Genomic DNA, 13,598 nt, shown 5'->3' with positions numbered 1-13,598 from the left:
CGCCTGACCACCTCAGGCGGCATCCCCGCGCGGCGCACGCTTCCGCAGCCAGTAGAGCGCGGACAGCGGCAGGAGCACCGGAATGAACAGGTACCCCATCCCGAAGTCCGACCACACGGTCGCATCGGGGAACGCCGACGGCTCGACCAGCGTCCACGTCCCGACCGTCAGCACCCCCAGCAACTCCGCGACACAGCACACCGACGCCGCCCTGCGCGCCGTCTCCCCACCCCGCACCAGCGAGTACGTGATGAACCCGTACACGAGCCCCGCCACCGCCGACAGCGAGTAGGCGAGCGGCGCCCGGTCGAACTCCGTCGCGATCTGGTACGCCGACCGGGACACGGCCCCGACGACCATCACGCCGTACAGCCACACGAGCAGGATCCCGGGCCCGCTGATCAGCCGCGTCGGCCTGCCCTCGGTCACGGCCACCTCAGCCTCCCCAGATGTCATAGAGCCGCACCTCGAGCACGGCCAGCACCACACCGCCGGCGGCGACCGTCACCGAACCCCACTTGGAGCGCTCGGCCAGCGACATGAAACCCGCGGCCGGAATGCACGCGAACGACCCCAGCAGATACGCCACGAAGATCGTCGTGCCCTGCTCCGGCTTCTCGCCCCGCGCCAGCTGCACGATCCCGACCACCAGCTGCACCAGGGCCAGTGCCGTCACCACGGCCATCCCGATGAAGTGCCAGTCCTTCGTCGGCTGGTCACGGTAGGCCGCCCAGCCGCACCAGGCGGCGAGCAACAGCGCGGCGACCCCGGTCACCAGCGTCAGGGCATCAAACATGCGGCGAGCCTATTACGGCGCAAAAGACCTGATGCCGCCGACCCCGGCGGTCAGGCGGGCAGCTCGTCGGCGACGAGTCCGGTGTTCACGCACCGCTGCCACAACCTGTGCTGCCACGCGTTGGCATCGGGTGCGGGCCGCACCGTGAACACCGGGTTCGGCCCCGTCTCGATCAGATGAAGCAGCGTCCAGGCCACGCCGTAGCAGTCGTCGGGCCCGAAACAGCCGGCCAGCGCGCGGGCCTCGTCGGCCGTCACCGGTTCCGTGATCGCCTCCAGCTGCGCCACCCGCAGGTCGATCTCGTCCTCTTCGGCGTCCTCGTCGGGCAGCGGTCCGGCGGCCAGAAAGGCCTGTACCTCTGGTCTCATGCCGGTCATGATCGACGCCGGAGGGCGGATCCGGCAATCCGCGGCGGCCCCGTAGGGTCTAGACCATGACGATCCACGCACGCGCCCTCCTGTTCGACAACGACGGCACCCTTGTCTCCTCCCTCGACTCCGTGGACCGCTGCTGGGCCCGCTGGGCCGAGGAGTACGGCATCACGGAGGAGTTCGGCCGGGTCGAGCTGCACGGGCGTCCGGCCGCCGAGATAGTCGCCGAGCTGCTGCCCGCCGACGTCGTGCCGGAGGCCCTCGCGCGGATCGAGACGCTGGAGGTCGAGGACGTACCGAACGACGGCGTGCGCCTGCTGCCCGGCACCAAGGACTTCCTCGACTCGCTGCCCGCCGACCGCTGGGCCGTCGTCACCTCCGCCACCCGGCGCCTCGCCGAGGCCCGCCTCGGCGCGGTCGGCATCCTGCCCAAGACGCTGATCGCCGCCGACGACATCACGCGCGGCAAGCCCGACCCCGAGCCCTACCTCCTCGCCGCCCGGCAGCTGGGCGTCGACCCGGCGCACTGCGTCGTCTTCGAGGACGCCCCCGCCGGGCTCCAGGCCGGTCGCGCCGCCGGGATGACCACCGTGGCGTTCACCACAACCCACCAGGCCCATGAGCTCGACGCCGACCTGGTGGTGACGGACCTGTCGGCCCTGTCCGCCCTGGTCACCGACGCCGGTGTCGAGATCTCCGTACGCGGCTGAGAGCTGTCCGCCGCTGTCCGGTATGTGGACGGCGGCGGCCGGTAAGGACCGTAGGTCTGGTTTACTGATCGCATGACCACGACGAGCAGCCGCACCCTTGCGACCGAGGCGACCCTGACGCCCGGTGCTCGTTGTATGTGTCGAATGTGCGCCTTCTAGAGGGCCCCCGCACCACCGCTGAGCCTCGCGCCCCGAAGCGAGAGCCCGCTCAAGTCCGCCCATACGCCCCGCGTAGGTGACTGAGCCGCGCCCCGCGCACACGATCCTCCTCTCCGGCCGCACCGCGCCCTGGAGAACCGTGCTGCGTCCTGGCTGCCTCCGACCATGAATGCCCCGTGCCCGGCGCCCACGACGTGCCGCGCACTCGACAGTGACGGAAACCCCAGTGATCACCACCACGGGCCTGACCAAGGTCTACCGCTCACGCGGCCGTGAGGTCACCGCCCTCGACGGCGTCGATCTCCACGTCCGCGAAGGCGAGGTCTACGGCGTCATCGGCCAGTCCGGCGCCGGCAAGTCCTCCCTCATCCGCTGCGTCAACCTGCTGGAGCGCCCCACCGCCGGCACGGTGACCGTCGCCGGACAGGACCTCACCGCCCTCGCGGGGCGGGGACCCCGGGCCGGCAAGGAACTCCGCCAGGCGCGCAGCCGTATCGGCATGGTCTTCCAGCACTTCAACCTGCTGTCCTCCCGGACCGTCCAGGACAACGTCGAGCTGCCGCTGGAGATCCTCGGCAAGTCCGGCAAGGAGCGGTCCCGCAAGGCACTCGAACTGCTCGACCTCGTCGGCCTCGCCGACAAGGCCAAGGCCTATCCCGCCCAGCTCTCCGGCGGCCAGAAGCAGCGCGTCGGCATCGCCCGCGCCCTGGCCGGCGACCCCAAGGTGCTGCTCTCCGACGAGGCCACCAGCGCCCTCGACCCGGAGACCACCCGCTCCATCCTCCAACTGCTGCGCGACCTGAACCGGCAGCTGGGCCTGACCGTCCTGCTCATCACCCACGAGATGGACGTCGTGAAGTCGATCTGCGACTCCGCCGCGCTCATGGAGAACGGCCGCGTCGTCGAGTCCGGCACGGTCAGCGAACTCCTCGCGACCCCCGGTTCCGAGCTGGCCTCCGCCCTCTTCCCGGTCGGCGGCGAGGCCTCCGCCGACGACCGCACGGTCGTCGACGTGACCTTCCAGGGCGAGGCCGCCACCCAGCCGGTCATCTCCCAGCTCTCGCGCACCTACAACATCGACATCTCGATCCTCGGCGCCGCCATCGACACCGTCGGCGGCCTCCAGGTCGGCCGGATGCGCATCGAACTGCCCGGCCGCTACGAGGACAACGTCGTGCCGATCGGCTTCCTGCGCGAACAGGGACTCCAGATCGACGTACTGGGCCAGGAGCCCGTGCTGCTCAAGGAAGGTGCCCAGCTGTGACCTGGTCCGAGATGCAGCCCCTGCTGGAGCAGGCGTGTTGGGACACCCTGTACATGGTCGGCTGGTCCACCCTCATCGCCGTCGTCGGCGGCCTCCCGCTCGGCATCCTGCTCGTCCTCACCGACCGGGGCGGCCTGCTCCAGAACGTCCTCGCCAACAAGGTCATCGGGCAGATCGTGAACGTCGCCCGGTCGATGCCGTTCATCATCCTGATGGTCGCGCTGATGAGCTTCACGCGCTGGGTCACCGGCACGACCATCGGCCGCGAGGCCGCGATCGTGCCGCTCGCGATCGGCGCGATCCCGTTCTTCGCACGCCTCGTCGAGACGGCTGTCCGCGAAGTGGACGGCGGACTCGTGGAGGCCGTGCAGTCGATGGGCGGCAACACCTGGACCGTCGTCCGCAAGGTCCTCGTACCCGAGTCACTGCCGTCCCTCATCGCCAGCACCACCACCACGATCGTCGCCCTCATCGGCTACTCCGCCATGGCCGGCACGGTCGGCGCCGGCGGCCTCGGCGACATCGCCATCCGCTACGGCTACCAGCGCTTCGAGACCGAACTGATGTGGCTGACGGTCGCGATCCTCGCCGTCGTCATCTCCCTCATCCAGTTCGCCGGCGACTACGCGGCCCGCTCCCTGCACCGCCGCGGCGGCCACTCGGGCCCCGGGCCGAGGCTACGGCTGCTGAAGGCGTCCACGGCGACGACCAAGACCGTCTAGGCGCCCGCCCCCAGATCTCCCCGTAACACCAGCACGGGGTTGCACCACCATAAGGAAAGGCACTTTTCGTGCGTAACACCGCCAAGTTCACCACTGCCGTCCTCGCCGCCGGAGCCCTCACCCTCGGGCTCTCCGCATGCGGCTCGGACAAGGACTCCGGCTCCGACGCGAGCGCCCCGCTGAAGGTCGCCGCCACGCCCACCCCGCAGGGCGAGATCCTCACCTACATCAAGGACAACCTCGCGAAGAAGGCCGGCCTCGAACTCGAGGTCAAGGAGTTCACCGACTACGTGACGCCCAACACGGCCGTCCAGCAGGGTGGGGTCGACGCCAACTACTTCCAGCACCAGCCGTACCTGGACGACTTCAACAAGAAGAACGGCACCGACATCGTCGCCGTGCCGAACGCCACGGTGCACCTGGAGCCGCTCGCCGTGTACTCCCAGGGCGTCAAGAAGCTGACGGACCTGAAGAAGGGCGCCACCGTCGCCCTGCCCAACGACACCACCAACGAGGCCCGCGCGCTGAAGCTGCTCGAGGCCAACGGCGTGATCAAGCTCAAGGCGGGCGTCGGCTACGAGGCGACCCCGAAGGACATCGCCTCCAACCCGAAGAACCTGAACTTCAAGGAGCTCGAGGCCGCCCAGCTGCCGCGCTCCCTCGGTGACGTCGACGCCGCCGTCATCAACGGCAACTACGCCCTGGAGGCCGACCTCAGCCCGGCGAAGGACGCCATCGCCGCCGAGTCGCCCAAGGACAATCCGTACGGCAACTTCCTCGCCGTGAAGAAGGGCAACGAGGACGACCCGCGCGTGCAGAAGCTCGCGAAGCTGCTCACCTCGCCCGAGGTGAAGAAGTTCATCGAGGACAAGTACGACGGCGCGGTCGTCGCCGCCTTCTGACGTATACGGCGTATCGCCACGCACGGGGTCCACACCTTCACCGGGTGTGGACCCCGTGGTGCGGTTCAGTGCTTTCATGCTGCATGCTGGGCAGTTCAGCAGGCCCTGACGGATTTTCAAAGGTTACGGAGCGGCGCATGACTGGCACCTTCCCCAACATCTCCATCAGCACGGAGCGGTTGGTGCTGCGTCCCCTCGACGAGGACGACGTGCCCGCGCTGGCCGAGATGATGAACGACGAGCAGGTCGGCGCCTGGACCGCCGTACCCCAGCCCTACACCGAAGACCAGGCCCGCACCTGGATCACCGAGTACGCCCCCGGCGAGCGGCGGGCCGGTCGCGGCATCGACCTCGCCGTCACCGAGTTCCTCACCCAGCGACTCGTCGGCATCGTCCAGCTCGCCAGGACCAACTGGCATGTGCGGTCCACCGAGATGTCGTACATCATCGCCCCCTGGGCACGCGGCGAGGGGTACGCCTCCGAGGCGGCGCTCGCCACCGCCCAGTGGCTCCTCGGCGACCAGAAGTTCGAACGCATCGAGCTGCGCACCGCCGCCGACAACACCGCCTCCCAGCAGGTCGCCCAGAAGATCGGCTGTATCAGCGAGGGCGTGCTGCGCAACGCGTGCATAGCGCGGGTGCGGGCCGAGGACGGTACCTGGACCGACGTGCGCACCGACTACATCGTGTGGAGCCTGCTCCCGGAGGACCTCGAGGGCGCCGGCGAGCAACTGGCCGACACCGGCGGCTTCACCTCGTTCGGCGAGTGGAACTGACGGGAACCGGACCCCCGCCACCGGCGGCGCCGCCCCGCCGAACGGGTACTCTCACGGAGCCCGCCCCATGGGCTGACCCAAGACGACCTGCGCGAACCAGGAGACTGAGACGATGGCCGACCGCGTCACGGTGATCGGCTGGGACGGCTCACCGCTGACCGCCGCGGCACGCTCCGCTCTCGGCGCCGCCACGCTCGTGGCCGGTGCCGCCCATCACCTGGCGCTCCCCGAGGTACCGCCCGGCGCCGAGCGCATCCGCCTCGGCAGCGTCGCCCTCGCCGCCCGCCGGATCGCCGGCCACCGAGGCACAGCCGTGGTCCTCGCCGACGGCGACCCCGGCTTCTTCGGAGTCGTACGCACCCTGCGAGCACCCGAGTTCGGCCTGGAGGTCGAGGTCGTCCCCGCCGTCTCCTCGGTCGCCGCGGCCTTCGCCCGTGCCGGCATGCCCTGGGACGACGCACAGGTGGTCGTCGCACACCGTCGCACCCTGCGACGCGCGGTGAACGTGTGCCGCGCCCACACCAAGGTCGCCGTCCTCACCTCACCGGGCGCAGGCCCCGCCGAACTCGGACTGCTGCTGGAAGGCGTCCACCGCACCTTCGTCATCTGCGAGGCGCTGGGCAGCGACCGCGAGCAGGTCACCGTCGTCACCTCCGACAAGGCCGCCGACCACACCTGGCGCGATCCGAACGTCGTCATCGTCATCGGCGGCACCGCCGCCGCACGCGAGTCGGGCGACTGGATCGCCGGACGCGACCCGGCCGCCGGCCCCCGCGGCTGGACCCTGCCCGCCGAGTCCTACGGCGGCCTCATGGGCGAAGGCGAACTGGAACCGCTGCGCGCCGCCCAACTCACCCGGCTGGGCCCGCGCGTCGGCGACCTCGTGTGGGACATCGGCTGCGGCAGCGGCGCCTTCTCCGTCGAGGCCGCCCGGGCCGGCGCCGCCGTCATCGCCGTCGACCGCGACCCACAGGCCTGCACCCGCACCGAGGCCAACGCGCGCGCCTTCGGGGTCCAGCTGCAGATCGTCCACGGCGCCGCCCCGCACGCGCTGGAGAACCTCCCCGAACCGGACGTCGTACGCATCGGCGGCGGAGGAGCGGCCGTGGTCTCCGCCGTCGTCGACCGGCGTCCGCAGCGCATCGTCACCCATGCCGCGACCCGTGACGCCGCCGAGATCGTCGGACGCGACCTCACCGCACGCGGCTACGACGTCGAGTGCTCCCTCCTGCAGTCCGTCGAACTCGACACGCGGGCTTGGACGGAGCGCGAGCGCAGCGTCGCGTTCCTGCTCAGCGGGGTACTGCCCGACCGCACGGCGTGACCGCGAACCCGTCCCCGTGATCCTGTTGTCGTACCGCGCGCGGTAGGCTGGCCGATCGTTGTACCGCACTCGGTCGCCCGGCACTTCGTCGGTCAATGTCCGGAAAAACACGCCCCGTTTGGGGTGGGTGTGGTACGGCGAAACCGGAGGACGCGCAACGTGGCGCAGTCCACAGCGGCCTGTCGCGGATCAACCTGTCGCGACGGCCGAACGGCCACGACAATGCCACTCAATGGCTTTGTCGCCTTTTTGGGACGGGTCGTTCGTGCCGCTGGGCACGCACGCTCGTTCTTCACTGCGGGGGCGGTCGGTGCGCCGTCCCCGGTGAGCTGGTCGTAGAAGCACTAACCGATGGGCGAGGGGTACGCATGACCGACACCGGCCAGGTCCCGGGCGAGGGACTGCCGGAGAGCGCAGGCATGGTGGAGCAGCCGGGCGCCCCCGCGGCGCACGGTTCGTACACCTACCTCTCCGAGACCACCGCCGAGGACGAAGACCTGCTGCTCCCCGGCTCCCAGGGCGCCTGGGGCAACGAGGTGGCCCCGCCCGCGCCGGAGCCGGTCGTCGAGGCCGTGCACGAGCCGGACGCGCACGAGATCTCCGGCCGCGACAGTGGCTCGGTCGACCTCAGCGCCGTACGGCTGCCCGGCCCGTCGGCCCCCTCGACGCCGATCCCGCCCATCACCCCGCGCCGCCCCCTGCACCTCGGCCCGCCCATTCCCGACGCCTCCGCCAGCCCGGTCCGCTCGCTCGCCGACCGCGGCGCCGTCGGTGCGCCCGTACGCCAGCCCGGCCAGGCCCCGGCCGGCCCCGAGTACCTCGACGTCCCGCAGCCCCAGGAGGCGGCGGCCCCACAGCCGGCGGCCCCCTGGGGCGCCCCCGCCCCGGCCGCCGTCCAGGTCCAGGCTCCGGCTCCGGTCCAGGTGAGCGCCGAGGGTACGGCTGCCGAAACGGTTGTTCCGACCGGACAGCCGGGTGTGGCGCAGGCGGTGGTGTCCCGGGTGGCTGGCGCCGCCCAGGGCGACGAGGCGCCCGCTGCTGTGCCTGTCGCGGACGCCGGTGAGGTTGCGGCGGGACCCGAAGCGCCGGTGGCCGAGGCGGTAGAGATGGTCGAGGCCGTCGAGGTGGCAGAGGAGGCCGAGGCGGCTCAGGCGCCCCAGGTGGCTCCCGAGGGTTCCGTACCTGAAGCCGCTGCTTCGGTTCCCGACGCCGTTGCCGAGGCGGGGCCGCTTCCCGAGACGCCCCAGGCGCCCGAGGCCGCGGCCGAGGCTGAGGCCGAGATCGGCCAGGTCCTCGAGGTCCCCGCGCCGGAGGCCGCGCAGCCCGCTGCCCCCGAGGCCGACCCCGCGCCCGAGGCCGCGCCGGAGGCCGCGCAGCTCCCCGAGGAGCCCGCCGCCGAAGCCGACGCGACCGCCGACGCCCCTGCCCCTGAGGCAGTGCAGGCGCCTGACGCCCCGGTCCCCGCCCCCGAAGCCGTCCAGGTTCCCGACGCTGCCGAGCCCGAGGAGCCCGAGGAGGCCGAGCCGTCCGCGACCGAGGCCCCGCAGGCGCCCGAGGCCCCCGAGTTCCCGGAGGCCGCGCAGGCCCCCGAGGCCCCCACGTCGGCTGACGCCCCCCAGCCGACCCCGGAGGCCGCCGCCCCCCTCCCGCCCGCATCCGACGTGGCACAGGTCGACGCCGCTCCCGAGCCCGAGGCCGCACCGGCCCCCGAGCCGGAGCACCTCGCGCCCACCGAGCAGCCCACCGACGCGGTCGCCGCCCCTGCCGAAGCCGCCGGCGCCGCCCCCGCCGTCGTAACCCCAGAACCGGCCCCACAGCCCCAGGACGCCGAGCAGCCCGCCCAGCCGGAGAGCGAGGCCGCCGTTCCGGTCGCGCAGCCCGTCGAGGAGCCGCAGGCCCCCGAGGCCGCCGCCGATCCGGAACTCGCGCAGCCGCAGCAGTCGGGCGAGCACGCCGCCCCGACGGACGACCCCGGCGTCGAGGAGCAGGTGGCGGCCGAGAGCGCCCCCCTCCCCGAGGCGGAAGCGCCCGCCGCGGAGCCCGCCGCCGAGTTCCCGCAGGCCCCGGACGTCACCGCCGAGTCGCCCGCGCCGGTCCAGCCACTCGCCGCCGCGAACCCGCTCGTACAGGACCCAGCCGACGAGCGACCGATCCCGGCCGAGAACCCCGAGCCGTTCGTCGCCGAGCCCGCGGGCCCGCAGCTCCAGACCCCGGTCGCCCAGCCCGTGCAGGTTCTCCAGGACCCGGCCCAACCGGCCGTCGAGCCCGCGGAGTCCGCCGAGGCCGAGGCCCCCCAGGAGGGGGCGCCCGAGCAGCCGTTGGGACAGTTCGTCCCGGTCGAGGGTTCGGTGCCGACCACCCCGCACCTCGCCCCGACGCCGCCGCAGCCGATCGTCCTCCCGGCGGAGGAGGCACCGGCCGCCGTCGCCACGGTCCCCGCACACCGCGAGGGCGACCCCGGCCTCGTACAGCACGCGGAGGACCTGGAGACCCGGGCCGCCGACCAGGAAGACCCGCAGGTCCCGGCAGCCCCGGAAGAAGAGAGCACCGCGGCAGTGGAAGAGGTACGACAGTCCACCGGCCCGGCCGCGCCCGCCTACGACGACGCCGAACGCGAGGCCGTCCTCAAGGTCATGCGCGAGCGCCGCGACATCCGCAACGGCTTCCGCAGCGACCCCATCCCGCACGAGGTGCTGCTCCGCGTCCTGGAGGCCGCCCACACCGCGCCCTCCGTGGGGCACTCGCAGCCCTGGGACTTCGTCGTCATCCGCTCAGCGGACACCCGGCACACCATGCACGAGCTGGCGATGCGTCAGCGCGACGCGTACGCCAAGTCGCTGCCCAAGGGCCGGGCGAAGCAGTTCAAGGAACTGAAGATCGAGGCCATCCTCGACACCCCGGTGAACATCGTCGTCACCGCCGACCCCACCCGCGGCGGCCGCCACACCCTCGGCCGGCACACCCAGCCGCAGATGGCCCCGTACTCCGCGGCACTCGCCGTGGAGAACCTCTGGCTCGCCGCCCGCGCCGAGGGCCTCGGCGTCGGCTGGGTCAGCTTCTTCGACGAGCGCGAGATGGTCCGCACGCTGGGCCTGCCCGAGCACCTGGAGGTCATCGCCTACCTGTGCGTCGGGTACGTCGACGAGTTCCCGGACGAGCCCGAGCTGATGCAGGCCGGCTGGTCCAAGCGCCGCCCGCTGTCGTGGGTCGTGCACGAGGAGACGTACGGCCGTCGTGCCCTGCCCGGTGAGGAGCCGCACGACCTGCTCGCCGAGACCGTCGCCCAGATCCGCCCGCTGGACGCCAAGGCGCTCGGCGAGGCCTGGGAGCGGCAGAAGCGGATGACGAAGCCGGCCGGCGCGCTCGGCATGCTGGAGATCATCTCCGCGCAGCTCTCCGGCCTGTCCCGCCAGTGCCCGCCGCCGATCCCGGAGCCCGCCGCCGTCGCGATCTTCGCCGGCGACCACGGCGTGCACGCCCAGGGCGTCACCCCCTGGCCGCAGGAGGTGACGGCCCAGATGGTCGCCAACTTCCTCGGCGGCGGTGCGGTCTGCAACGCCTTCGCCGGTCAGGTCGGCGCCGAGGTGTGCGTGGTGGACGTCGGCGTGGCCGCCGACCTGCCCGCCACCCCCGGCCTGCTGCCCCGCAAGGTCCGCGCGGGCACCTCCGACATGACGACCGGCCCCGCGATGACCCGCGAGGAGGCCAAGCAGGCCATCGAGGTCGGCATCGAGACGGCCCGAGACCTGGTGGCGGCCGGCAACAAGGCGCTGCTGACGGGCGAGATGGGCATCGCCAACACGACCGCCTCGGCGGCCCTGATCTCGGTCTTTACGGACACCGACCCGGCCGACGTGACGGGCCGGGGCACCGGCATCAACGACGAGACCCTGGCCCGCAAGACCGAGGTCGTCCGCCGCGCCATCGAGGTCCACCAGCCCGACCCGGCCGACCCCATCGGCGTCCTGGCGGCGATCGGCGGCTTCGAACACGCCGCGATGGTCGGCCTGCTGCTGGGCGGCGCGTCACTGCGCACGCCGGTGATCCTGGACGGCGTCAGCGCCGGTGCGGCCGCCCTGGTGGCCCGCGCCATCGCCCCCGAGGTCCTGGCCGCCTGCATCGCGGGCCACCGCAGCGCCGAGCCCGGCCACGTCGCCGCCCTGAACAAGCTGGGCCTGCGCCCCCTGGTCGACCTCGACCTCCGCCTCGGCGAGGGCACGGGAGCTCTGCTCGCGCTGCCTCTGGTGCAGAGCACGGCCAGGGCGATGCACGAGGTCGCGACGTTCGACTCCGCGGGCGTCACCGAGAAGTGAGTCAGGGCCGGGCCGGGGGTAGGCGTTCCTGCGCGTCCCCCGGCCCCGCCGTACGCTGAGCCCACGTCTAAAATCCGCACGTCAGGGCTGCTCCAGCGCCGTAGCACCCATCGCACCGCCAGCACGAGGAGCCGCAGCCTCATGGCCGAACACCCCGCCTACCCCGTGGGCCTCCGCCTCACCGGTCGCCGAGTCGTCGTCCTCGGTGGCGGCGAGGTCGCCCAGCGCCGTCTTCCGGCACTCATCGCAGCGGGCGCCGACATCACGCTCGTCTCGCCCGAGGTGACCCCGTCGGTCGAAGCCATGGCGGACGCCGGAGAGCTCACCTGGGAGCGGCGCCCCTACGCGGACGGCGACCTCACCGACATCTGGTACGCCCTCATCGCCACCAGCGACCACGACGCGAACACCCGCGCCTCCGCCGAGGCCGAACGCAACCGCGTGTGGTGCGTCCGCTCCGACGACGCCGACGAGGCCACCGCCTGGACCCCGGCGACCGGCCACAGCGAGGGCGTCACGGTCGCCGTCCTCACCACCGACGCCAAGGGCCGCGACCCCCGGCACACCGCCGCCATCCGCGACGCGGTCGTCGAGGGCCTGCGCGACGGCACCCTGGTCGCCCCGCACCACCGCACCCGTACGCCGGGAGTGGCGCTGGTCGGCGGCGGCCCCGGCGACCCGGACCTGATCACCGTGCGCGGCCGCCGGCTGCTCGCCGCGGCCGACGTGGTCATCACCGACCATCTGGGCCCGCGCGACCTGCTCACCGAACTGCCGCCGAACGTCGAGGTCATCGACGCCGCGAAGCTGCCCTACGGCCGGTTCATGGCCCAGGAGGCCATCAACAACGCGCTGATCGAGCACGCCAAGCAGGGCAAGTCCGTCGTACGCCTCAAGGGCGGCGACCCCTTCGTCTACGGGCGCGGCATGGAGGAGGTCCAGGCGCTGGCCGAGGCCGGCATCGCGTGCACGGTCGTGCCCGGCATCTCCAGCTCCATCTCGGTGCCGGGCGCCGCCGGTATCCCGGTCACCCACCGGGGTGTCGCGCACGAGTTCACGGTGGTCAGCGGTCACATCGCGCCGGACGACGAGCGCTCCCTGGTCGACTGGCCGTCCCTCGCCAAGCTGACCGGCACCCTGGTCATCCTCATGGGCGTCGCCACCATCGCGAAGGTCGCCGAGACCCTCATCGCCCACGGCAAGTCCCCGGACACGCCCCTGGCCCTGATCCAGGAGGGCACCACGGCCGCCCAGCGCCGGGTGGACGCGACCCTCGCGACGGCGGGCGAGGCGGTGCTCGCCCACGAGGTGAAGCCGCCGGCGGTCATCGTCATCGGCGAGGTCGTGAACGTAGGCCCGAACCCCTCCGCGTAACCGCGGGTAACACAATCCGTTCCAACCGTTGGCACCGCACCCAGGACAAGGCAGTATCACCCTGTGGCCGATCTCATCACCGTCGATGACCCCACCGACCCGCGCCTGCGTGACTACACGGGCCTGACCGACGTCGAACTGCGCCGCAAGCGCGAACCGGCCGAGGGCCTGTTCATCGCCGAGGGCGAGAAGGTCATCAGACGGGCGAAGGAAGCCGGCTACGAGATGCGCTCGATGCTGCTCTCCGCCAAGTGGGTCGACGTCATGCGCGACGTCATGGACGAACTCCCCGCCCCGGTGTACGCGGTCAGCCCGGACCTCGCCGAGCAGGTCACCGGCTACCACGTGCACCGCGGCGCGCTCGCCTCCATGCAGCGCAAGCCACTCCCGACGGCCACCGAACTGCTGCGGACCGCGCGCCGGGTGGTCGTCATGGAGTCGGTCAACGACCACACCAACATCGGCGCCATCTTCCGCTCCGCCGCCGCCCTCGGCATGGACGCGGTCCTGCTCTCCCCGGACTGCGCCGACCCCCTGTACCGCCGCAGCGTCAAGGTCTCCATGGGCGCGGTCTTCTCCGTGCCCTACGCACGGCTCGACACCTGGCCCAAGGGCCTCGAATCGGTCCGCGAAGCCGGCTTCACGCTCCTCGCGCTCACCCCCGACGAGAAGGCCAAGACCCTCGACGAGACCGCCCCGCACCGGATGGACCGGGTCGCCCTGATGCTCGGCGCCGAGGGCGACGGCCTGTCCACCCAGGCCCTGGTGGCCGCCGACGAATGGGTCCGCATCCCGATGGCCCACGGCGTCGACTCCCTCAACGTCGGCGCCGCCGCCGCGGTCGCCTTCTACGCCGTGGCCACCGGCCGCCCCGACCTCTAGGTCGT

General features: G+C 72.3%; 12 protein-coding genes. 9 read left to right on the top strand and 3 right to left on the bottom strand.

Annotated features, from left to right (window positions below):
- Window positions 1–12: 12 nt before the first annotated feature.
- The 3 genes from ACFZBP_RS30940 to ACFZBP_RS30930 are packed head-to-tail and all read right to left on the bottom strand — an operon-like array spanning window position 13 to window position 1,164.
- Window positions 13–456: a hypothetical protein gene (locus ACFZBP_RS30940; protein WP_383459197.1), complete on the bottom strand. Its 444-nt coding sequence runs from the start codon at window positions 454–456 to the stop codon at window positions 13–15.
- Window positions 437–796 carry a hypothetical protein gene (locus tag ACFZBP_RS30935; RefSeq protein WP_391417834.1) on the bottom strand — a complete coding sequence of 120 codons (360 nt, stop codon included), beginning with the start codon at window positions 794–796 and terminating at the stop codon, window positions 437–439. The genes ACFZBP_RS30940 and ACFZBP_RS30935 overlap by 20 nt, the downstream gene beginning before the upstream one ends.
- Window positions 797–846: 50 nt before the next feature.
- A complete protein-coding gene (locus tag ACFZBP_RS30930; RefSeq protein WP_391417832.1) occupies window positions 847–1,164 on the bottom strand; it encodes a hypothetical protein in 318 nt (105 codons plus the stop codon).
- A gap of 65 nt (window positions 1,165–1,229) precedes the next feature.
- On the opposite strand from ACFZBP_RS30930, the gene ACFZBP_RS30925 reads away from it, so the two are divergent.
- The 9 genes from ACFZBP_RS30925 (at window position 1,230) to ACFZBP_RS30885 (ending at window position 13,593) form a co-directional block, all read left to right on the top strand.
- Entirely contained in the window at window positions 1,230–1,877 is a 648-nt protein-coding gene (locus ACFZBP_RS30925) for an HAD-IA family hydrolase (protein WP_391417830.1), read from the top strand.
- 385 nt (window positions 1,878–2,262) lie between these two features.
- Window positions 2,263–3,300 (top strand): ATP-binding cassette domain-containing protein, encoded by a 1,038-nt coding sequence (locus tag ACFZBP_RS30920; RefSeq protein WP_391417828.1) that lies wholly within the window; start codon window positions 2,263–2,265, stop codon window positions 3,298–3,300.
- Window positions 3,297–4,022 (top strand): methionine ABC transporter permease, encoded by a 726-nt coding sequence (locus ACFZBP_RS30915; protein WP_383459183.1) that lies wholly within the window; start codon window positions 3,297–3,299, stop codon window positions 4,020–4,022. The genes ACFZBP_RS30920 and ACFZBP_RS30915 overlap by 4 nt, the downstream gene beginning before the upstream one ends.
- A 68-nt stretch (window positions 4,023–4,090) precedes the next feature.
- Window positions 4,091–4,924, top strand: coding sequence for a MetQ/NlpA family ABC transporter substrate-binding protein (locus ACFZBP_RS30910; RefSeq protein ID WP_391417825.1), 834 nt, complete (start codon window positions 4,091–4,093; stop codon window positions 4,922–4,924).
- 137 nt (window positions 4,925–5,061) lie between these two features.
- Window positions 5,062–5,700, top strand: coding sequence for a GNAT family N-acetyltransferase (locus ACFZBP_RS30905; protein WP_391417823.1), 639 nt, complete (start codon window positions 5,062–5,064; stop codon window positions 5,698–5,700).
- 112 nt (window positions 5,701–5,812) lie between these two features.
- A complete protein-coding gene (gene cbiE / locus ACFZBP_RS30900; protein WP_383459176.1) occupies window positions 5,813–7,024 on the top strand; it encodes a precorrin-6y C5,15-methyltransferase (decarboxylating) subunit CbiE in 1,212 nt (403 codons plus the stop codon).
- Between the two features lie 368 nt (window positions 7,025–7,392).
- On the top strand, window positions 7,393–11,337 hold the full coding sequence (gene cobT / locus ACFZBP_RS30895) for a nicotinate-nucleotide--dimethylbenzimidazole phosphoribosyltransferase (protein WP_391417821.1): 3,945 nt from the start codon (window positions 7,393–7,395) through the stop codon (window positions 11,335–11,337).
- A 141-nt stretch (window positions 11,338–11,478) separates the two neighbouring features.
- Complete coding sequence (cobA, locus tag ACFZBP_RS30890; RefSeq protein ID WP_383459172.1) at window positions 11,479–12,711, top strand: uroporphyrinogen-III C-methyltransferase; 1,233 nt, start codon at window positions 11,479–11,481, stop codon at window positions 12,709–12,711.
- 63 nt (window positions 12,712–12,774) lie between these two features.
- The gene (locus ACFZBP_RS30885; RefSeq protein WP_383459169.1) at window positions 12,775–13,593 is read left to right on the top strand and encodes a TrmH family RNA methyltransferase; all 819 of its coding nucleotides are present in this window, start codon (window positions 12,775–12,777) and stop codon (window positions 13,591–13,593) included.
- Window positions 13,594–13,598 lie beyond the last annotated feature (5 nt).

Origin of the sequence: Streptomyces sp. NPDC008086 (assembly GCF_042957325.1) — a bacterium.
Taxonomy (GTDB): domain Bacteria; phylum Actinomycetota; class Actinomycetes; order Streptomycetales; family Streptomycetaceae; genus Streptomyces.
Note: the sequence above shows the minus strand (reverse complement) of the source record. Positions and strands in the feature narration are given on the sequence as shown.